This window comes from Sphaerisporangium aureirubrum (assembly GCF_042658925.1).
GTDB classification, from domain to species: Bacteria; Actinomycetota; Actinomycetes; order Streptosporangiales; family Streptosporangiaceae; genus Sphaerisporangium; species Sphaerisporangium aureirubrum.
On record NZ_JBHSRF010000052.1, the window covers coordinates 11,261 to 33,128 of the forward strand.

A 21,868-nucleotide genomic window follows, 5' to 3' on the forward strand; every position below is an offset into this window, starting at 1 on the left:
ATCTCCGAGTTCCTGGAGATCTTCCATGACCGGCGACCACGCCACAGCGCCATGGTGATGCGCACCCCGATCGAATACGAGATTCGTCACTCGAACACCCGACTGGCAGGACGGCCGGCCAAGGCGGCTGCACCGAACTCGGTGAGCATCGAGCGGGACCGGCGTCTGGATCGGACAGTGCGGCTGCGTTCGCGTGCGGGTGGGCGGGACGACGTTCCAGTAGTCGTGCGATAAGCGGTATCAATCGTCGCGGACCGCATGGGGCGCATTTTCCAAGCGTTTCTCCTTCTGGTGCGGGAGCATGCCCGTTTTCCGTGGTTCATCATGCCCCGCAGGCCTGTGCAACAGATCGGACAGCGGTGTGAAAGGACCTTGAAAACGTGATGTAAACGAGGTGACAGTGCGGCTGTCTAGTCTCGTTCGCAGCGTGCCGAAAAGCGTGGCGCGGTAAGAGGCGCGGCGCGGCGGAATGCTCGATGAAAGGACAGTAGGTGTCTGATTCCGGAGAAGTCGAACGGTGGATCGTCGGCCGGCTGGCCGCCCTCACCGGCCGCGCCGCCGACGACATCGACCCCACGGACACCTTCGCCGGCCACGGGCTCGCCTCGGTCGAACTCGTCGGCCTGCTCGCCGAGCTCGAGGACCGGCTCGGTGCCCCGGTCGACCCGGCGGTGGCCTACCGCTGGCCCACCCCCGCGGCACTGGCCGCGGGCCTCGCGGGCGCCGGCCCTGCACCGGCCCGCGACGGTCCGGATGCCGCGCACGGCGGCGTCCCGCACGACCCGGTCGTCATCGTCGGTGTGGCCTGCCGGTTTCCCGGGGACGCCGGCACCCCGGAGGCGTACTGGAACAACCTCGTCAAGGGCGTCCACGCGGTCACCGAGATCCCGGCGTCGCGCTGGCACGAGCCGCCGGCCTTCGATCCCGACCGGCCGACCTCGAGCCGCTACTCGTACACCCGCCAGGCGGCGTTCCTGTCCGACGTGGCCGGATTCGACGCCGCGCTGTTCGGGCTCTCACCGCAGGAGGCGCTGCGCACGGACCCGCAGCATCGGCTGCTGATGGAGCTGGTGTGGGAGGCGCTGGAGAACGCGGGCCTGCGGTCGGACGGCCTCGCCGGCGATCGCACCGGTGTGTTCGCGGGCCTGATGGACTCCGGCCAGTACACCCGCCTGCAATGGGACGTGCACGGCGCCGACCTGCTCACCGACCCGTACTTCGGGCTCGGCACGGCGCCCAGCGTCGCCGCCGGGCGCATCGCGCACCGCCTGGACCTGCGCGGCCCCGCCGTCACGATCGACACGGCCTGCTCTTCGACGCTGGTCGCGCTGCACCTCGGCGGGCAGAGCCTGCGCCGCGGCGAGACCGACCTGGTGATAGCCGCGGCGGCCTCGCTCATCCTGCACCCGGACGCCTTCGTGCAGGGATGCGCGATGTCGATGCTGGCCCGGGACGGCCGCTGCAAGACCTTCGACGCCGGCGCCGACGGCTTCGCCATGGGCGAGGGCGGTGGGGTGGTGATCCTCGAGCGGATGTCCGACGCAGTACGCCACGGGCACCGCATCCGCGCCGTCCTGCTCGGCTCCGCCGTCAACCAGGACGGCCGCAGCAACGGGCTGACCGCGCCCAACATGGCGTCGCAGACCGCCGTCATCCGTGCCGCCCTGGCCGACGCCGGTGTCGCCCCGCAGGACGTGGCGTTCGTCGAGGCCCACGGCTCCGGCACCGCGCTCGGCGACGAGATCGAGCTGTCCGCCCTGCGAGAGGTCTTCGGTGCGGCGCCCCGCCCCGCACCGCTGTGGGTGGGCGCCGTCAAGACCCAGGTCGGCCACCTGCTGGCGGCCGCGGGCATGGCCGGCCTGATCAAGACGGTGCTGGCTCTGGAGCACGGCGAGCTGCCGCCGAACCTGCACCTGGACACCCCCAACGCCGCCGTCGACCCCGACGGTCCGGTCCGGCCCGTGCCGGGGCACCTGGAGCTGCCGCCGGCGCCCGCCGCGGCCGTCGCCGGGGTCAGCTCGTTCGGCTGGTCCGGCACCAACGCGCACTGCGTGCTGCAGGCGCCCCCGGACGCGCGCCTGCTGCTGTCGGCGGCGAGTCCCGAGGGGGCCGGGGCCGTCGCGCCCGCCGCGGCCCCGGACGCGCGCCTGCTGCTGCTGTCGGCGGCGAGTCCCGAGGCGCTGCGGGAACAGGCGGCGGGCCTGGCCCGGCACCTGGCCGAGGCGCCCGCACCCGGCCTGGCCGACGTGGCCCGGACCCTGGACGAGGGACGCACCCGCCTGCCGGCGCGCCGCGCGCTGGTGGTGGCCGGCACCGCCGACGCGGTGGCGCAGCTGTCGGCCACACCCTTCATCCCGGGGCACGTGCTGCGGCACGCGGGACACCGGCCCCGCGTGGCGTACCTGCTTCCCGGTGTCGGCGACCAGCACCAGGGCATGGGCCGGGAGCTCTACGCGACCGAGCCCGCCTTCGCCGACGTCGTGGACCGGTGTCTGGACGTGCTCGCCCGCGACCACGGGGTCGACCTCGCTCCGCTGCTGTTCGCCGACCCCGCGCCGGCGGACGGTGACGCCTTCGCCGCCCTGGTGGCCGCGCGGCCGGGTACCGCGGGCGACGACCCGCTCGCCCGCGCCGGCCTCTCCCACCCGTACGTGTTCACCGTCGAGATGGCCCTGGCCGGTCTGCTCGGCAGCCGCGGCATCCGCCCGGCCGCTCTGCTCGGCTACAGCCTCGGCGAGTACACCGCGGCCTGCCTGGCCGGCGTGTTCACCCTGGAGGACGCGCTGGCCGTGGTGGTGCGGCGGGCCCGGCTCATCGAGACCGTCCCGCGCGGCGCCATGCTGGCCGTCGCCACGGCACCTGACGACCTCGACGACGTCCTCGCCGCCGGACCGCTCGCCGTCGCGGCCCTGAACGGGCCCGCCATGACCGTGCTGTCCGGCACCGCCGACGCGGTCGCCGACGCCGCCCGCCGGCTGGCCGATCGCGGTGTCGCCTCCGTGCGCATGCGCAGCGACCACGCCTTCCACTCGCCGTTGCTCGACCCCGTCCGGACCGACCTGGAAGCGGTGGTCGCGGGCGTCGCCCGTTCGGCACCCTCCGTGCCCATCGTCTCCAACACCACCGGAACCTGGCTGACCGACGAGGACGCGATCAGCCCGCGCTACTGGGCCGACCACCTCTGCCGGCCGGTGCGCTACGCACAGGGCGTGGCCGAGCTGCGGCGGCTCGCCGACGTCCTCGTCGAGGCCGGCCCCGGCACCACCCTCGGCACGCTGCTGCGCCAGAACGGCCTCGCCGGCCCCGATGGCGTCGTCGTCGCCACCCTGCGCTCGCCCGAGGAGCGCCGCACGCGGCCCGAACTCGGCGCCGGTGAGCGGGGCACCGTGCTGCGCGCCCTCGGTGACCTGTGGGAACGCGGCGCGGGCGAGCCCGGCCACGGCGGCGCCGGCCGGATCGTGAGCCTGCCGACCTACCCGTTCCAGCGCTCGCGCTACTGGCCCGAGCCGGGCCCGGACGCCGCGTCCGCGTTCACGCGAGCCACGCCGCCGGGCCTGCTCACCTACGTTCCGGAGTGGACCCGCGACGGCGTCCGCCCGGCCCCGGACACCGCCCCGGTGCCCGCGGGACGGCACCTGATCCTGGCGGATCCGGACGGGATCGGCGCGCACCTCGCCGCGCTGCTGCGTGCCGAGGGCGGCACGGTGCTGGAGGCGCGTCCCGGCGACGGCTACCACCGGCAGGGCGACCAGTGCTCGATCGACCCCGCCGACGCCGGCCACTACCGCCGGCTCGTCGCGGAACTCGGTGACGGCCCCGGCCCGGTGACCGTGGTCCACCTGTGGAGCCTCGTCCCCGGTGCGCTGCTCGGCGACGCGGCGCGCGACCCCGACGCCACGCTCGACGGCGCGCTGCGTCACGGTTTCGACAGCCTGTTGCTGCTCACCCAGGCGCTGGGCGGCCAGGTGTCCGGACCCGACCTGTGCTTGCTGACCGTGTCGGCGGGTTGCGCCGAGGTCGTCGGCGGGGACGCGCCCGCGCCGGAGCGGGCCGTGGTGCACGGGTTCGGACGCTCGCTCACCCATGAGTACCGTGGGGCGCGCTGGTCGGGACTGGACGTCGACACCCGCGGCGGCGTCACCGAGCGCGCCCGTCAGGTCCGCGAGGAGCTGCGGCGGCTGCACCTGGGCGAGCAGTCCACCGGCCCCGGCGCGCTGGTCGCCTGGCGGCGGGGACACCGGTGGTCCCGGACCTGGCGGCCCGGCACCCGCCCGCCCATCGGCGAGGGCGCCACCGCCTGGCGGCCGGACGGGGTATACCTCATCACCGGCGGCACCCGCGGCCTCGGCCTGGCCCTGGCGCGGGAACTCGCCCGCGCCGGCGTACGCCGGCTGGCGCTGCTCGGTCGCGGCCCGCTGCCCCCGCTCGCCGACCTGCCCGCCGTGGCCCGTACGGGTGACGAGCGGCTCGCGCGGACGGCGCGCGGTGTCGCCGAGCTGGCCGCGCTCGGGGCGGAGGTGCTGCTGCTCGGCGCGGACGCCGGCGACCCGGATCAGCTGCGCCGGGCGGTGGGCGAGGCACGGCGGCACTTCGGCGCGCTGCACGGGATAGTGCACGCCGCCGGTGTCCCCGGCGGCGGTCTCATCCAGCACAAGACCCCGGCGCAGGCGCGGACCGTGCTCGCGCCCAAGGTCGCCGCCCTGGGCCCGTTGCTGGAGCTGATCGGGCCGGGCGCCCCGCAGGGCGAGCGGCTGGAGCTGCTGCTGTGCTACTCCTCGGTCGTCGGCGAGGTCGGCGGCCTGGGTGAGAGCGACTACGGCGCGGCCAACGCCGTGCTCGACGCGTTCGCCGCCGCGGTCGACGAGCCGACCGGCACCCGTGTCTGCTCCGTGCTGTGGGGACCGTGGCAGCACGATGCCTGGCAGTCGGCGGCGCTGGCCCACTCGCCGGCGCTGGCCGAGGCCGTACGCGACTACCGCGAGCGCCATGGCATCGGTGAGGCCGAGGGCTGCGCCCGCGCGGTGAGCCTCGCCGCCGAGGGCCGGTCCACCGTCATGGTCGTCGGCGAGCCGCTGGACCTGCTCGCCCGGCGCTGGACGCAGCTGCACACCCCGGCCGCGGCGCGCTTCGCCGGCGAGGCGGGCACGGGGGAGCAGACCGCCGAGGCCGGCCGCTATCCGCGGCCCGTGCTCCGCCAGGCCTACGTCGCGCCGCGCGACCCGCTGGAGCGGCAGGTGGCGCGGGTGTGGAGCGCGTTCCTCGGCATCGGCGAGATCGGCGTGCACGACCCGTTCTTCGACCTCGGGGGCAACTCCCTGGTCGGCATGAGCATCGTGCGCGCGCTGGAGGAGCAACTGCGGGTGAGCGTGCCACCGGCCGCGCTGTTCGAGCATCCCACGGTCGCGGAGCTCGCCACCCGGATCGGCGGAGAGCCGGCCGGTGCGGAGCCCGTCGCGGCGAGGGAACGCGGGCGACGCCGGCGGCAGGCACGCACGGGCAACGGCGGCGAGCGAAGGCGAGGGGGGTCGGCATGACGGACGAGACCACCACGGAGCTATCGGGGCTATCGGGCACCGACATCGCGATCGTCGGTATGGCGGGCCGGTTCCCCGGCGCGGCCGACACCCGCGAACTGTGGGCCCTGCTCCACGACGGCAGGACCGGCGTCACCCGGTTCACCGACGACGAACTGCGCCGCGCCGGGGTGAGCGAGCACCTGCTGGCCGACCCGGCGTACGTGAAGGCCGGCGCGGTCCTTGACGGCGTCGACCTGTTCGACCCGGCGTTCTTCGGGCTGTCGGCGAAGGAGGCGCAGCTACTCGACCCGCAGCAGCGGCTGTTCCTGGAGTGTTCCTGGACGGCGCTGGAGGACGCCGGCTGCGACCCGTCGCGCTTCGACGGACTGATCGGCATCTTCGGCGGCGCCGCGTGGAGCACGTATCTCACCAACAACCTGCTGCCCAACAAGCCCCTGGTCGCCTCCACCGGCGAGCTCGCGATCGGCCTGGGCAACGAGAAGGACTCGCTCACCACCCGGGTGTCGCACATCCTCGGCCTGGCCGGGCCGTCCCTGGGCATCCAGAGCTACTGCTCGACCTCGCTGGTCGCCGTCGCCACCGCCGCCACCAGCCTGGCCGGCGGCGAGTGCGACTTCGCCCTGGCCGGCGGCGTCTCCGTGCAGGTGCCGCACCGGGTCGGCTACCTCTACCAGGAAGGCGGGATGACCTCGCCGGACGGCAGCTGCGCCGCGTTCGACGAGTCGGCGCTGGGCACCCCGGTGGGCAGCGGCGTCGCGGTGGTGGCACTGCGCCGGCTGGAGGACGCGCTGCGCGACGGCGACCGGGTGTACGCGGTGATCCGCGGCTGGGCGGTCAACAACGACGCCGGGCGCAAGGTCGGCTTCACCGCACCTGGCGTCGGCGGCCAGGCCGCCGTGGTCGCCGAGGCGCTGGCCAGCGCCGGCCTCGTACCCGGCGACATCGACTACCTCGAGGCGCACGGTACCGGCACGGCGCTCGGCGACGCGGCCGAACTCGCCGCCCTGCAGAAGGTGTTCGACGGGCAGACCTGTCTCATCGGCTCGGTGAAGACGAACGTCGGCCACCTCGACCGCGCCGCCGGGGCGACCGGCCTGATCAAGGCCGCGCTCAGCCTGCACCACGAGCGACTTCCCGCCACCCTCAACTTCCGTACGCCCAACCGCCAGCTGCGCCTGGGCGGCGCCACCCTCGACGTGGTCACCGAGCGCCGCGACTGGGCCCGGGGCGAGCGCCCGCGACGGGCCGGGGTGAGCGCCTTCGGCATCGGCGGCACCAACGCGCACGTGGTGCTGGAGGAGGCGCCGTACCTCGCCCGGGAGACGACCGGCGGCACGGGCGTGGAGCTGCTGGTCTGGTCGGGCCGCACCGCGTCGGCCGCCGACCGCCTCACCCGGCGGCTGGCCCGGCGGCTCACCGGCGACACCCCCGACGGCTTCCTGGCCGACGTCGCGCACACGCTGCAACGCGGCCGGGCCGCGTTCGAGCACCGGCGGTTTGTCGTCGCCACCGGCGCGGGCGCGGCCGCGACGGCCCTGCGGGCGGGATCGGACGTGGCCGCACGCCAGGAGCCGCGCACCGACCGGGTGGTCCGGCTGCTGGTCCCGGACCGGCACACCGACCTCGGCTGGGCCGAGGGGTTGCACGCCGCCGAACCATGGTTCCGCGACCCGGTCGAGGACTGCCTGGCGCGGGCCGCCGAGGTCACCGGCGCCCCGATCCGGAGCCTGGCCGCGAGCCCGCCGCAGGTCGCCGCGTTCGCCGCCGCGTACGGGCTGGGCCGGTGGCTGCGGGACCGTGGGGTCGGCGCCGCCGCTGTGCTCGGACACCGGACGGGCGTCGCCGTCGCCGCCTGTCTGGCCGGCGCGCTGCCGCTACGCGAGGCGCTCGCGGTCGCGATGACGGCCGCCGACCTGACCGACCCGGCGGCACTGGCCGACTGGCTGCGGCGGCACGTCACCTTCACCGCGCCCGCGATCGCCGTGTGGTCGAACCTCACCGGCGAGCCGATCGACGCGACCGCCGCCCGGGACCCCGAGACGTGGGCACGGCTGCTGACCGCCGCGGACTTCACGGCGGCGGACGCGCTGTCCCGCGACGAGGACACGGTGCTGCTCGAACTCGGTGCCGACGGCCTGCTGTCGAGCGCGACGCGACGCCCATCGCCTACCACCGGATTGACGCTGCGCCTCGACGGTGACACCGGCACGGCGCAGCACGCCGCGTACGCCCTGATCGGACGGCTGTGGCTCGCGGGCGTGCCGGTGGACTGGGCACGGTTCCACCAGGGCCGCCCGCTGCGCAAAGTCGATCTGCCCGGCCACCCGCTCGACCGCGCGCGTTACTGGATCGACCCGCCCGCCGCGGCCGGCGCCGGCGCCGCTCTCGCGGCCGCCCCCGGAGCGGGGACGGACACGGCCGCGCGTCCGTCCGGACCCGGCGCCGGACCGGCCGCGGAGCCGCCCGGCGAGGTGTTCCTCACCGCGCCGGCGTGGGAGCCCGTGCCGGGGCCGTCACCCGCGCCGTGGCCGTCCCCACCGCACGTCCTGCTCCTGGCCGACGACGGCCCGACGGGACGGGACCTGCGCACCCGCCTCACGGAGCTGGGCGTCCCCCTCACCGTGGTGCGCCCGGGGGCCGGGCTCCGGCTCGCCGGCGACGGCTGCGCCATCGACCCGGAGCGCCCGGACCACTACGCGGACCTGGTCCGCTGGGCCGGGGAACAGGCCGGCGACCGGCCCGTGCTGGCCATGCACCTGTGGGCGCTCGACGCGCGCGACCCGGCGCGGAACGCGGTCCTGGGCTTCGCGAGCGTCGCCGCGCTGGCCCGTGCGCTCGGCGAGTCGGTGCTGGACGGACCGCAGCTGCTGGCCGTCACCCGCGGCGGCTGCGCGGCGGCGCCCGGCGACGTCCCCGTGCCCGAGCAGGCCGCGGTCGCACCGGTGTGCCTCGTCGCGCGCCAGGAGTACCCCGGGCTGCTCTGCCGCGCCGTGGATCTCGGCGCTGCCGACACGGACGCCGCCGGCGTGGCGGACGCGCTGCTGGAGGAGGCCCGCCGGCCCGCACACGACGTCGCCGTCGCGCTCCGCGACGGCGTGCGCCTGGTCGCACGGCACGCGCCCGTCCCGGCACCGGCGGCGCCTCGCTCGGCGATCCGGGCGGGCGGCACCTATCTCATAACCGGCGGGCTCGGCGACGTCGGCCCGCTCGTCGCGACGCACCTGGCCGAGCGCGGCGCGGCACGCGTCGTGCTCACCAGCAGGACCGGCCGGTCCGAAACGCCGCCCGCGCTGGGCCGCCTGACCGCCGCCGGTGCCGAGGTGGAGATCGCGGTCGCCGACGTCACCGACACGGCTCGCATGCGCGAACTGGTCGGCGAGCTCACGCGGCGGCACGGCCGCATCGACGGGGTCGTGCACGCGGCCGGCGAGACCGGGCTGGACGGCTTCGTCGCACTGCGCGACCTGGGCGCGGCCGGCACGGAGCGGCACTTCGCGCCCAAGCTCGGTGGGGCGCGCGTTCTGCGCGAGGTGCTGGACGAGCTGCCCGCGACCCAGGCTCCCGACTTCTGCCTGCTGTTCTCGTCGGTCGCCGCGGTGCTCGGCGGCATCGGCTTCGCCGCGTACGCGGCCGCCAACGCCGCGCTGACGGCGGTGGCCGAGGCGGCCGAGGCCGTGCCGGGCGGGACGCGCTGGCTCGCCGTGCAGTGGGACACCTGGGCCCCGACCGCGCGGCGCCTCGCCGGCGGGCCGGGTGCGGCGTTCGTCGAGCACGCGATGACGGTGGACCAGAGCACGGCCGCCCTCGACGGTGCGCTCGCGTCGGCGTACCCGGCGATGACGGCGACCGCGGCGGACCCGGCGCGGCGCATCGCGGGCCGGCTGCCCGAGCCGGCCGCCCCGGCGTCCGAGGTGCAGCGGTTCCCGCGCCCGGACCTGGCGCAGCCGTTCGTGCCACCCGCGCCGGGCGTCGAACGGCGGCTCGCCGCGATCTGGGCCGAGCAGCTCGGCCTGCGGGAGGTCGGCGCGCAGGACAACTTCTTCGACCTCGGCGGCAACTCGCTGCTCGGACTGCAGTTGCTGACGACCGTGGCCCGGGAGCTCGGCACGCGGCTGCCGGCCGTGGCGCTGTTCGAGGCGCCCACCGTGCGGAGCCTGGCCATGCTGCTGCAACCGCCGCCCACCGCCGCGGCCACGACCACTCCCGCCGAGCCCCGCCCGGAGCCGGTGGCTGCACACACCACGCCCGTCGCGGCGCCCGCGCCCGGGATCATCGCGCCGGTCGCGGACGCGCCCGTACGCGACCAGCGCATCGCCATCGTCGGCATGTCCGGACGGTTCCCCGGCGCCGCGAGCGTCGCCGAGCTCTGGCAGAACCTCCTCGATGGCACCGAGTCCATCAGCTTCTTCAGCCCGGAGGAACTCGCCGAGGCGGGTGTCGGCCCCGAACTGTCGGGGCGGCCCGACTACGTGCCGGCCCGGCCCGTGCTCGACGGCATCGCCGACTTCGACGCCGGGTTCTTCGGCTTCAGCCCCCGCGCGGCCGCGCTGACCGACCCGCAGCAGCGCATGTTCCTCGAGGTGTGCTGGGAGGCCCTGGAGCACGCCGGGTACGGCGCGCCCGGCGGACGCGGCCGGGTCGGGGTGTTCGGCGGCACCAACATCAGCACCTACTTCATGCACTCCGGGCAGTACGACCTGCTCGCCGCGGGGGAGGTCAACGACTACGAGGCGGTGATGGGCAACGACAAGGACGCCCTCACCACCACCGTGTCGTACACCTTCGACCTCACCGGGCCCAGCATCGCGGTGCAGACGTTCTGCTCCACCTCGCTGGTGGCGGCGCATCTGGCCTGCCGCAGCCTGCGGGCGGGGGAGTGTGAGCTGGCCCTGGCCGGCGGCGTGTCGATCCGGGTGCCGAACCGGGTCGGGCACCTCTACCAGGAGGGCGGCATGGCCTCGCCGGACGGGCACGTACGCGCCTTCGACGCCCAGGCGCGCGGCAGCATGTTCGGCGACGGCGCCGCGGTCGTGGTCCTCAAGCCGCTGGCCGACGCGTTGCGCGACGGCGACACCGTCTGGGCCGTCATCCGCGGCTCGGCGATGAACAACGACGGCGCCATGAAGGTCGGCTACACCGCGCCCAGCGTCGCCGGGCAGGCCACGGTGATCCGCGATGCGCTGACCGACGCGGGCGTCCGCCCGCAGGACGTCGGCTACGTCGAGGCGCACGGCACCGGCACGCCGCTCGGCGACCCGATCGAGGTCGCGGCGCTGACCCGGGCCTTCGGCTCGGACGTGGAGCGCGGCTCCTGCGCGCTCGGGTCGGTGAAGACCAACGTCGGGCACCTCGACCGGGCCGCGGGCGTCACCGGGCTGATCAAGGCGGCGCTGGCGGTGCGGGCCGGGGTGCTGCCCCGGCAGTTGCACTTCACCGAGCCCAACCCCGAGATCGACTTCGCGGGCAGCCCGTTCTACGTTCAGGCCGAGCTGACGCCCTTCCCCGGCGGCCCCGGCCGTCCGCGCATCGCCGGGGTCAACTCGCTGGGCATGGGCGGCACCAACGTCCACATGGTGGTCGAGCAGCCGCCGGCCGCCGACCCGGCCGAGCCCGCCGGGCACGCGCGCCGCTACCACGCGCTGCTGCTGTCCGCGCGCGGCGACGAGGCCGCCGAGCAGGCATGCCGCCGCCTCGGCGAGCGGCTGCTGGCCGGTGACGCCCCGCAGCTCGCCGACGCGGCCTTCACCCTGCAGACCGGACGCGCCGTGTTCAGCCACCGCCGGGCCCTGGTCACCGCGTCACTCCAGGAGGCGGGTGCGTCGCTGGCCGGCCTGCCGGGCGCCCCGGGGCCGATGGCCCGCACCGACGCCACTCGCGAGCGCCGGGCCGCGTTCGTGTTCGCGGGCGTCGGCGAGCAGTACCCCGGCATGGTCACCGAGCTCTATCGGCGCGAACCGGTGTTCCGCGCGGCGCTCGACGAGTGCGCGGTGGTGATCCGGGAGTGCGATCCCCGTATCGACACGGTCGGGCTGCTGACCGGCGCGCGTGCGGGCGGACACGACCTCGCCGCGCTGCTGGGCCGCGCCGCGGACGCCGGCTCCGGTGACGAGCGGGCCGCGGCGCTGCGGCGCACCGACGTCGCGCAGCCGCTGGTGTTCGCCGCCGAGTACGCCATCGCGCGCACGCTGATGGCCTGGGGCGTGCAGCCGGAGCTCATGATCGGCTACAGCCTCGGCGAGTACGTGGCGGCCTGCCTGGCCGGCGTGCTCTCGCTGCGGGACGCGCTGCGGCTGGTGACCCACCGGGCGGCGCTGATCTCGACCATGCCCGCCGGGGCGATGCTCGCGGTGCCGCTGTCGCGGGCGCGGCTGTGCGACCGGTTCGGCCCGCTCGAACCGGCCGGGCTGGACGTGGCCGTGGTCAACGGCCCCGACAGTCTCGTCGTGGCGGGCACCGTGGCCGCCGTGCGGGAGCTGGCCGCGCGGCTGACCGCGCAGGGAGTGGCCAGCCGTGAGCTGGACACCACCCACGCGTTCCACTCCCGGCAGCTCGCGCCGCTGCGTGCGGAGCTGACCGCCTGGATCGCGGCGAACGTGACGTTGCACCCGCCGGCGACGCCCTACCTGTCCAACGTGACCGGTGCGCCCGCCGACGCCGGCCTGGTCTGCGACCCGGCGTACTGGGCGCGCCACATGTGCGAGACGGTGCGCTTCGCCGACGGCATGCGCGCCGTCGTCGAGCGGTCCGACCTGGCCGTCGTGGAGATCGGCCCGGGCCAGTCGCTCGGCGCGATGATCCGCTCCTCCGACTGCCCCCGCGCGCGGTGGCCGCTCATCGTCGCCACCCTGCCCGCCGCCCACGACCCGCGCCCCGACGACCTGGCCCTGACCGACGGCCTCGCCCGGCTGTGGCTGACCGGCGTGAGCGTCGACTGGCAGGCCATGCACGGACCGACCGGCGGCGCACGCGCCCGGCGCCGGGTGCCGCTGCCCACCTATCCGTTCCAGCGCCAGCGGTACTGGCTCGACAGCGCCTCCGGCAGCCGCCCGCGACCGGCCGGGGCATCCGTGCCCGGTCAGGAAGGCGGCGGCCCGCTGGCGGAGGTCGGCCGGCTGCCCAGGCTCGACGAGCAGGACTGGCTGTACGCGCCGACGTGGCGGCAACTGCCACCGGCCGGCGCGGTCCGGCCGGCCACCGGCTCGTGGCTGGTCTTCACCGGCGCGGGCCGCGCCGCCGAGCTGACCACGGCGGTGCGGGACGCGGTGGCCGCGGTGGGCGGCGACACGGTCCTGGTGCACGCCGGGCCGGAGTACGCCGAGGACGGCGACGGGTTCCGCATCCGCCCCGGCTCGCTGGAGGACACCGTACGGCTGCTGCGGGAGCTGCGTACGCGCGAGTTCCAGCCGGACCGGGTGCTGCACCTGTGGACGCTGGCCGACCCGCCGGCCGAGCAGGAGCACGTCCGGCTCGGGTTCGAGACGCTCACCGCGCTGGCCCGCGCCGCGGGCGAGGTCGGCTGGGGCGACTGGGCGCTGGACGTGGTGACCCGGGCCACCCAGCAGGTGCTGCCCGGCGACGAGCTCCAGCCGGCCCGGGCCATGGTCACCGGCCCGGTGCGGGTGATCCCGCTGGAGTACCCACGGGTGCGTACCCGCCTGATCGACGTGCCCGACGCCGCCGGCCCATGCGTCCTCGACGCGGTGCTGGCCGGTGACGGCGAGCAGGTGGTGGCGGTGCGCCACGGCATGCGCTGGGCCTGCGACCACGCCCGGCTGCCCGGCGTGGCCGACGGCGGCGACCTGTTGCGCGACGAGGGCGTCTACCTGATCACCGGCGGCCTCGGCGGCATCGGCCTGGCGATGGCGGAGGAACTGGCGCGTGAGCGCCGGGCGCGGCTGGTGCTGTTCGGCCGCACCGGCCTGCCGCCGCGCCGGGACTGGGACGCGATCGCCACCGGTGCGGCCGGCGAGGTCGACGAGCGGACCCGGCGGCGGGTGACCGCGGTGCGCGGCCTGCTCGACGCCGGCGCCGAGGTCGAGGTCGTCGCCGGGGACGTGAGCAGTCCGCCCGACGTGGAGAAGGCGGTCGGCCGCGCGTTTGAGCGGTTCGGCGCGCTGCACGGCGTCTTCCACGCCGCGGGCGTGCCCGGCATCGGCCTGATGCAGCTGAAGGATCCGGCCGACTTCGGCCGGGCGCTGGCGCCGAAGGTCGCCGGTACCGAGGCCCTGGCCGCGGCCCTGCGCACCGGGCAGAGCGACGAGATCGCGCTCGACTTCCTGGCGCTGTTCTCCTCGATCACCTCGGTCACCGGCGGCGGCCCCGGACAGGTCGACTACTGCGCCGCCAACGCCTACCTCGACGCCTTCGCGCGAGCCCGCGCGACAACAGGGCGGCGCACCGTGGCCGTCGGCTGGGGGGAGTGGCGCTGGAACGCCTGGTCAGCCGGTCTCGACGGCTACGACCCGGCGCTGCGCGAGTTCTTCACCCGGCACCGGGCCCGCTTCGGCATCGGTTTCGACGAGGGCTGGCGGGCACTGTGCCGCAGCCTGGCGGCCGGCCTGCCGCACGTCATCGTGTCCACCCAGGACTTCGGCTCGATCGTGCGGCTGAGCACCGGGTTCGACGTGGACACGGTGCGCCGGCCGAGCGACGGCGCGCCCGGCACCCGCTACCCGCGACCGGAGCTGGCCACCGCGTACGCCGCGCCGCAGACCGCGACCGAGCAGATCGTCGCCGGGGCCTGGGGCGAGGTGCTGCGGCTGGACCAGGTCGGCATCGCCGACAACTTCTTCGAGCTCGGCGGCAACTCGCTGATCGGCATCGATCTGATCGGGCGCCTGCGGGGGGCCCTGGATCTCGCCGAACTGCCGCCGCACGTGCTTTACGAGGCGCCCACGGTCGAGGAGCTGGCCCGGCTCGCCGACACGCTGCGGCACGGCGCCGACGGCGACCAGCCCGGCGCGGACGGGCAGCGGCGGGACCGGGCCGACCGGCGGCGCGTGGCCTTGCAGAACGGTGCGCCCCAGCGAAGGAGGAAGCGATGAACCAGCCGGACGACGCCGAGACCGGCGCGGCCGTGGCCGTCATCGGGATGGCCGGACGGTTCCCGGGCGCCACCGACGTCCACGGGCTCTGGGACGCACTGCGGGCCGGCCGGCCCGGGCTGCGCCGGGCGACCGACGAGGAACTGCGCGCGGCCGGAGTCGGCGACGACCAGCTCGCTGATCCGCGGTATGTGCGGGTGACCGCGCCCGTCGACGACGTGGCGCTGTTCGACGCCCCGTTCTTCGGGCTGACCCCGGGCGAGGCCGAAGCCACCGACCCGCAGTACCGCCTGTTCCTCGAATGCTGCTGGGAGGCGCTGGAGGCGGCCGGCTACCGGCCCGACCGGATGCCCGGCTCCACCGGTGTCTTCGGCGGCTGCGGCTTCAGCCACTACCTGCAGCAGAACCTGCTCACCCGCCCCGACCTCACCGGCTCGCTGCGCAAGCTGCAGTTCGCCGCAGGCAACGACCGCGACGCGCTCACCACGATGGTGTCCTACAAGCTCGGCCTGCGCGGCCCGAGCCTCGGCGTGCAGAGCTTCTGCTCCACCTCGCTGTCGGCGGTGCACCTGGCCGTGCAGAGCCTGCTGACCTACGAGAGCGACGTCGCGCTGGCCGGCGGCGCCTCGATCGACCTGCCCCAGCCTGCCGGCTACCGGTACGAGGAGGGCGGGATCGTCTCCCCGGACGGGACGGTGCGCAGCTTCGACGCCGCCGCCAACGGCACCGTCGTGGCCAACGCGGTGGGCGTGGTGGCGCTCAAGCGACTCGACGACGCCCTGCGCGACGGCGACCAGATCCACGCCGTGGTCCTCGCCTCGGCGATGAACAACGACGGCCGCGGCAAGGCGGGCTACTCCGCTCCGGGCACCACCGGCCAGGCCGCGGTCATCGAGGACGCGATCCGGCTGTCCGGAGTGGACCCGGCCGACATCGGCTACATCGAGTGCCACGCCACCGGCACGATGCTCGGCGACTCGGTCGAGCTGTCCGCGATGCGCCAGGCGTTCGCCGCGATCGAGCAGGAGCGCCCGCCCGCCGGCCCGCGCCCGGTGACCGTTCTCGGCTCGCTCAAACCGACCCACGGGCACATGGATCGCGCCTCCGGCGTGGCCGGGCTCATCCGTGCCTGCCTCACCCTGCGCCACGGCGTGCTCCCCGGCACGCCGCACTACCGCACGCCCAACGCGGCGCTGGCCGAGGCGGGCGGCCGGTTCTCCGTGCTGACCGAGCAGCGGCCCTGGCCCCGCGACGGACGTCCCCGCCACGCCGGGGTGAGCTCGTTCGGCCTCGGCGGCACCAACGTGCACGTGGTGTTGCGCGAGCCTCCGGAACCGGCCCCGCGGCCGGCCGGGCCCGGGCCGTACCTGCTGGCCTGGTCCGCGCGAGACGAGGACGCGGTGGCAGCGGTCGCGCGACGGCTGCACGCGCACCTGTCCGCCCACCCCGGCCTCGACCTCGGCGACGTGGCGTACACCCTGCAGCAGTCGCGGACCGGGTTCGCGGTTCGCGCCCACGTGGTCTGCGCCGACCGCGACGCCGCGCTGGCCGCGCTCGCCGACCCGGCGCGCTGGTCCACCGGGACCGCCGAGCGACGCAATCCGCCGGTCCGGCTGGACCTGCCCGACCCCGGCCCGGCCTCCGCGAGGGCCTGGAAGGAACTCGCCGACGCGATCCCCGGCCTGGCGCACGCCGGCGGCCCGGCGGCCCTGGTCCGCCTGCTCGCCGCGGCGGGCCTGCGGATCGCCGAGCTCACCGGCCCGGCCCACCGGCGCGACGAGCTCGCCGACCTGCCGCTCGCCGAGCCGGGCGCGCCGGCCGGCCCGGCACTGAGCCTGACGCCACCCGACCGGGGCGCGGCCGCCTGGCTGCTGCACCGCCTCGGCGACCTGTGGCTGTCCGGAGTGGACTGGGACTGGGCGGCGCTCTCCGACGGCCACCGGCGCCGGGTGGCCCTGCCCACCTACCCGTTCCACCGCCGGCGCTACTGGATCGAACCGGGACGTCCGGCCGCGACCACGGCCGTCACAGGCGAGCCTGACCTGGCCCGCCACGGTGAGGTCGCCGACTGGTTCTACCAGCCGGTCTGGCGCGGCCGGCCGCTGTTCGCCGAGGCGTCCGCGCAGCGGCTGTGCGAACTCGGGCCCTGGTTGGTCCAGGGAGACGGGCCCCTCGGCGAGGCGGTGGCCGCCCGGCTGCGCGCCGCCGGGGCGCAGGTGTGGACGGTACGCCCCGGACCGGCCTTCGGCGGATCCGTCGCCGACGGCTTCACCGTCCGCGTCGACGACCACGGCGACCACGAACGCCTCCTCGAGGCGCTCGGCGCGCCGCCCCGCACCGTGCTGTGGGGCCCCGGACCCGGCGGGCCCGTCCCGGCCGGCGCCGGCGCGCACGAGCGGGCCGCGGCTTTCGACCAGGCCCAGCGGCACGGCTTCCACGGCGCCCGCGCGCTGGCAGCGGCGCTGCTGCGCCGGCCCGCCGCCGAGCCGCCGCGGATGCTGCTGCTCAGCCGCCTCGCGCAGCACGTCGCCGGCGACGACCTGTGCCGCCCCGAGGACGCCACCCTGGGCGGCCTCGCGCTGGTGCTCAACCAGGAGCACACCGGCATCCGCTGCCGCCACGTGGACCTGGACGTGCCCTGGGACGCGCCGCCGTCCGACCAGGCGGTGAGCGACCTCCTCGCCGAGGCGAGCGAGGGCGGCGACCCGCAGGTCGCCCACCGCGACGGCGGCCGCTGGGTACGCGACTACGAGCAGCTGCCGGTGCCGCCCGTCGCCCGCGACGCGGTCCGGCACGGGCTGCCCGACGGCGCGGTCGTGCTCATCACCGGCGGCCTGGGCGAGGTCGGGTTCGCGATCGCCGAGCACCTGGCCCGAACCGTCCGCGCCCGGCTGGTGCTGACCGCGGCCTCCGCGCTTCCGCCGCGCGAGGAATGGCAGGCGTGGCTGCGACGCCCGGACGTCGACGAACGGGTGCGCCGCGGCCTGCGCAACGTGCTGGCGCTGGAACAGGCGGGCGCCGAGGTGCTCGCGCTGACCGCCGACGCCGCCGACCCGGCGCGCATGCGCGAGGTCGTCGCCGCGGCCGAGGAGCGGTTCGGGCGGCTGGACGCGGTGGTGCACGGCGCGGGCGTGTCGCATCAGGACCACTTCGACACCGCCGTCGCGATGACGGCGGCGCAGGCCGCGGCGCACTTCCGGCCGAAGGTGCACGGCTTCCTCGCGCTGCAGGAGGCGCTCGGCGACCGGGCGCCGCACCGGCTGACGCTGTCGTCGCTGGCGGCGGTCCTCGGCGGACTGGGCTTCGCCGCGTACGCCGGCGCCAACGCGGCACTCGACGCGTACGCCCTCGCGGCGCGGCAGGCCGGGGCGGGCCGCTGGCTGTCGGTGGACTGGGAGGCGTGGCGCACCCGCGCCGAGGCGCACCTCGCGCCGGGCACGACCATCGCCGCGTACGCGATGACCGTCGCCGAGGGCGTGGAGGTCTTCGACCGGGCCTGGTCGCTGATCCCGCGGCTCGGGCGGCTGGTCACCTCGAGCGGCCCTCTCGCGGCCCGGCAGGCTCAATGGACGGCCTCGGCACCCGCCGCGCCGGCGCCCGAGCGGGCCCCCGCGCCGCGTCATCCCCGCCCCGATCTGACCACACCGTTCATGCCGCCGGCGACGCCACTGCAGCGGCGCCTGGCGCGGGTGTGGAGTGAGGTGCTCGGCGTCGAGGGCATCGGCCTGGACGACGTCTTCTTCGAACTCGGCGGCCATTCCCTGCTCGCCACCCAGTTGACCGGCCAGGTGCAGCGGGAACTCGGCGTCCCGGTGTCGGTGATGACCGTGCTGCATCACCCGACCCTGCGCCGGTACGCCGCCGAGCTCGGCCCCGTGGCCGGTGACCAGCCCACCACCTGAGAGGAGAACGTGGACCATGAGCGTGATCGGTGTCGCCGGAGCCGGCGTGATGGGCGTCGGCGTGGCCCAGAACCTGGCCCAGACAGGGCACCAGGTGGTCCTCATCGACAAGGACCGGCAGGTGCTCGACTCCGCTTTGCGGAAGGTCGAGACGCAGGCGCGGATGAGCCGGCTGCTCGGCGGCCCGGCCGTGGACGCCGCCGCCGTGCTGGCGTCGATCACCACCGCGACGGGTCCCGAGGCCCTGGCCGAGGCCGACTTCGTGATCGAGAACATCACGGAGAACTGGGAGCTCAAGCGTGAGCTCTACCGGGAGATGGACCAGATCTGCAAACCGGGGACCGTGTTCGTGGTCAACACCTCCGCGCTGCCGATCACGAAGGTGGCGTCGGTGACCAACCGGCCGGACCAGGTGATCGGCGTGCACTTCATGAACCCGGTGCCGATGAAGCCGGCGGTGGAGCTCATCCCGGGCCACCACACCTCGGCCGAGACGGTGCGGCGCACCCGCGAGCTGCTGGGCGCGATGGGCAAGAAGGCGGTCGACGTCAAGGACGCCTGCGGCTTCATCTCCAACCGGGTGCTGATGCTGACCGTGAACGAGGCCGCGTTCCTGGTGCATGAGGGCGTCGCCACCGCCGAGGCCGTGGACGAGGTCTTCCGCAGTTGCTTCGGCCACCCGATGGGGCCGTTGGAGACCGCCGACCTGATCGGCGTCGACACCATCCTCTACAGCGTCGAGGTGCTGTACGAGCACTACAGCGACAGCAAGTACCGGCCCTGCCCGCTGCTGCGCACCATGACCGACGCCGGCCTGCACGGACGCAAGTCCGGCCGCGGCTTCTACGACTACGGCACGTCCGCCTGACCGGCCGCACAGTTCGGTCCGGCCGCAACCACCACCGGGAGGGACACCATGTCCGACCACGACACGACGACCATCGCCGCCTTCATCCACCAGCGCTACCCGCAGGTGGAGTTCGCCCAGGACCAGGACATCTTCTCGCTCGGCTTCGTGAACTCGCTGTTCGCGATGGAGCTGGTCATGTTCGTGGAGAAGACGTTCGGCTTCACGGTGCCCAACGAGGAACTGCGCATCGACAACTTCCGCACCATCGACTCGATCGCCGCTCTGGTCGGCCGCCAGACGGCGTCGGTCTGACGGCGGGCACGGCGATGACCTCGACGCTGACGGAGCCCGGCGCCCTCGACCTGGCCCCGGCCGTGGACCGGGCCGCGGCACGGTGCTTCGCGCAGACCCACGTGGCGCCGCTGGCCGGCCGGTTCGACCGGGACGGCCGCGTCCCGCAGGAGACGCTCGACCGGATCGGCGCGGCGGGGCTGTGGGCGCCGTTCCTGCCGGTCGAGTACGGCGGCCAGGGAGCCTCGATGCTGACCGTGGGCCACGTTCACGAGGAGGTGGGCCGTGCTTGCTCGTCGGTGCGCAGCCTGCTGACCGTGCACGGGATGGTGTCCTGGGCCGTGCTGCGCTTCGGCAGCCCGGAGCAAAGGCAGCGGTGGCTGCCGCGGCTCGCCGCGGGAACGGTGCTGAGCGCGTTCTGCCTGTCCGAGCCGGGCGCCGGCAGCGACGCCGCGAACCTGACGGCCCGGGCGACCCGCGGAGCGCGGGGCTGGGTCGTCGACGGCGTCAAGAAGTGGATCACGGGAGGGCAACGCGCCGACCTGTTCCTGGTGTTCGCGCGGACCGGCAGCGGCATCGGCGCCTTCTTGGTGCCGCGCGACGCCCCGGGCGTGACCGTGACCCCGATCGATGGCATGGTCGGCACCCGTGGCAGCATGCTCGCCGAGATCACCTTCGACGGCGCGCAGGCCGGACCCGACGCCCTGATCGGCCCGGACGGCTTCGCCGCCGGCATGGTCATGACCGGCGTGCTGGACCTCGGCCGCTACAGCGTGGCCGCCGGGTCGGTGGGCATCCTGCAGGCCTGCCTGGACGCCTGCGCCCGCTACACCACCCAGCGCGAGGTGAGCTCCGGACCATTGCGCGACCTGCAGCTGATCCAGGCGAAGTTGTCCGACATGGTCACCGACACCCGGGCCGCGCGGCTGCTCTACGAGGAGGCCGGGCGGCTCAAGGACCGGGGCGACGCGGGCACGCTCATGGCCACCTGGGTCGCGAAGTACTTCGCCTCCGTCGCGGCCGCCCGGCACGCCGCCGAGGCCGTGCAGATCCACGGTGCCGCCGGCTGCGGCCCTGGACACCCCGTGGAGCGGCTGTTCCGCGACGCCAAGGTCATGGAGATCATCGAGGGCAGCAACGAGATCCAGCGGATCACGATCGCCGCCGACGCGTACAGGGAGACCGCTCATGGGTGACGAACTGTCCGAGGAGAAGCGCCGCGGCCGGGTCAAGTGCGTGGTCTGGGACCTCGACCACACCCTGTGGGACGGCGTGCTGCTGGAGGACGGCGCGGTGACGGTGAAGCCGGAGGTCGTCGACGCGATCCACGCGCTCGACGGCCTGGGCATCCTGCACTCCGTCGCCAGCAAGAACGACCACGAGGCGGCCTGGGCGCAGGTCGAGAAGACAGGCCTCGCCGACAGGTTCCTCTACCCGCAGATCGGGTGGAACGCCAAGTCGCACTCGGTCCAGCAGATCGCCAAGAAGCTCAACATCGGGCTCGACGCGATCGCCTTCGTCGACGACCAGGAGTTCGAACGGGCCGAGGTGGCCGCGGCCTGCCCGCAGGTCGTCTGCGTGGACCCGGCCGACCTCGCCGAGGCGCTGCGGACACCGGAGTTCCGGCCCCGGTTCGTCACCGGCGAGTCGCGCCTGCGCCGCGAGATGTACCTCGGCCAGATCAGCCGCGACGACGAGGAGGAGCGCTTCGTCGGCACCAGCGAGGAGTTTCTCGCCCAGCTCAAGCTGGTCGTGCGCATCGAGACCGCCGCGCGTGACGATCTCCAGCGCGCCGAGGAGCTGACCGTCCGCACGAACCAGCTCAACTCGACCGGCCGCACCTACTCCTATGACGACCTCGACAAGCTGCGCACCTCCGACGACCACCTGCTGTACGTGGTCACCCTCGACGACCGGTTCGGCTCCTACGGCAAGATCGGGCTGGTCCTCATCGAGACCTCGGAGAAGATCTGGCACCTGCGCCTGCTGCTGATGTCGTGCCGGGTGATGTCGCGCGGCGTCGGCACGATCGTGCTCAACCACCTCCTGCGCCAGGCCCGCGACGCCGGCGTGGAGTTGCGCGCCGACCTGGTCGAGACCGGCCGCAACCGGATGATGCAGATCGCCTACGCGTTCGCCGGGTTCCGCGAGATCGACCGCGACGACCGGCAGGTGACCCTGCGGGCCGGCCTCGACGCGATCCCGCCCCTGCCGTCCTACGTCAGCCTGCTCACCGGCTGACCG

The 21,868-nt window shown here is 75.2% G+C and carries 7 protein-coding genes; all 7 read left to right on the plus strand.

Annotation, left to right across the window (positions count from 1 at the left end):
* Window positions 1-491 precede the first annotated feature (491 nt).
* Genes ACFP1K_RS27560 through ACFP1K_RS27590 form a run of 7 tightly spaced genes read left to right on the plus strand, consistent with a single transcriptional unit; the run spans window position 492 to window position 21,865 of the window.
* On the plus strand, window positions 492-5,534 hold the full coding sequence (locus ACFP1K_RS27560; RefSeq protein WP_380758552.1) for an SDR family NAD(P)-dependent oxidoreductase: 5,043 nt from the start codon (window positions 492-494) through the stop codon (window positions 5,532-5,534).
* Window positions 5,531-14,581, plus strand: coding sequence for a type I polyketide synthase (locus tag ACFP1K_RS27565; protein ID WP_380758554.1), 9,051 nt, complete (start codon window positions 5,531-5,533; stop codon window positions 14,579-14,581). The genes ACFP1K_RS27560 and ACFP1K_RS27565 overlap by 4 nt, the downstream gene beginning before the upstream one ends.
* Entirely contained in the window at window positions 14,578-18,483 is a 3,906-nt protein-coding gene (locus ACFP1K_RS27570) for an SDR family oxidoreductase (protein WP_380758556.1), read from the plus strand. Before ACFP1K_RS27565 ends, ACFP1K_RS27570 begins: the two co-directional genes overlap by 4 nt.
* Before the next feature lie 16 nt (window positions 18,484-18,499).
* Complete coding sequence (locus tag ACFP1K_RS27575) at window positions 18,500-19,351, plus strand: 3-hydroxyacyl-CoA dehydrogenase family protein (RefSeq protein ID WP_380758558.1); 852 nt, start codon at window positions 18,500-18,502, stop codon at window positions 19,349-19,351.
* Window positions 19,352-19,399: 48 nt separating this feature from the next.
* Entirely contained in the window at window positions 19,400-19,645 is a 246-nt protein-coding gene (locus ACFP1K_RS27580; RefSeq protein ID WP_380758560.1) for an acyl carrier protein, read from the plus strand.
* 14 nt (window positions 19,646-19,659) lie between these two features.
* On the plus strand, window positions 19,660-20,820 hold the full coding sequence (locus tag ACFP1K_RS27585; RefSeq protein ID WP_380758562.1) for an acyl-CoA dehydrogenase family protein: 1,161 nt from the start codon (window positions 19,660-19,662) through the stop codon (window positions 20,818-20,820).
* Window positions 20,813-21,865: an HAD-IIIC family phosphatase gene (locus ACFP1K_RS27590; RefSeq protein WP_380758564.1), complete on the plus strand. Its 1,053-nt coding sequence runs from the start codon at window positions 20,813-20,815 to the stop codon at window positions 21,863-21,865. The genes ACFP1K_RS27585 and ACFP1K_RS27590 overlap by 8 nt, the downstream gene beginning before the upstream one ends.
* The last annotated feature ends 3 nt before the right edge of the window (window positions 21,866-21,868 follow it).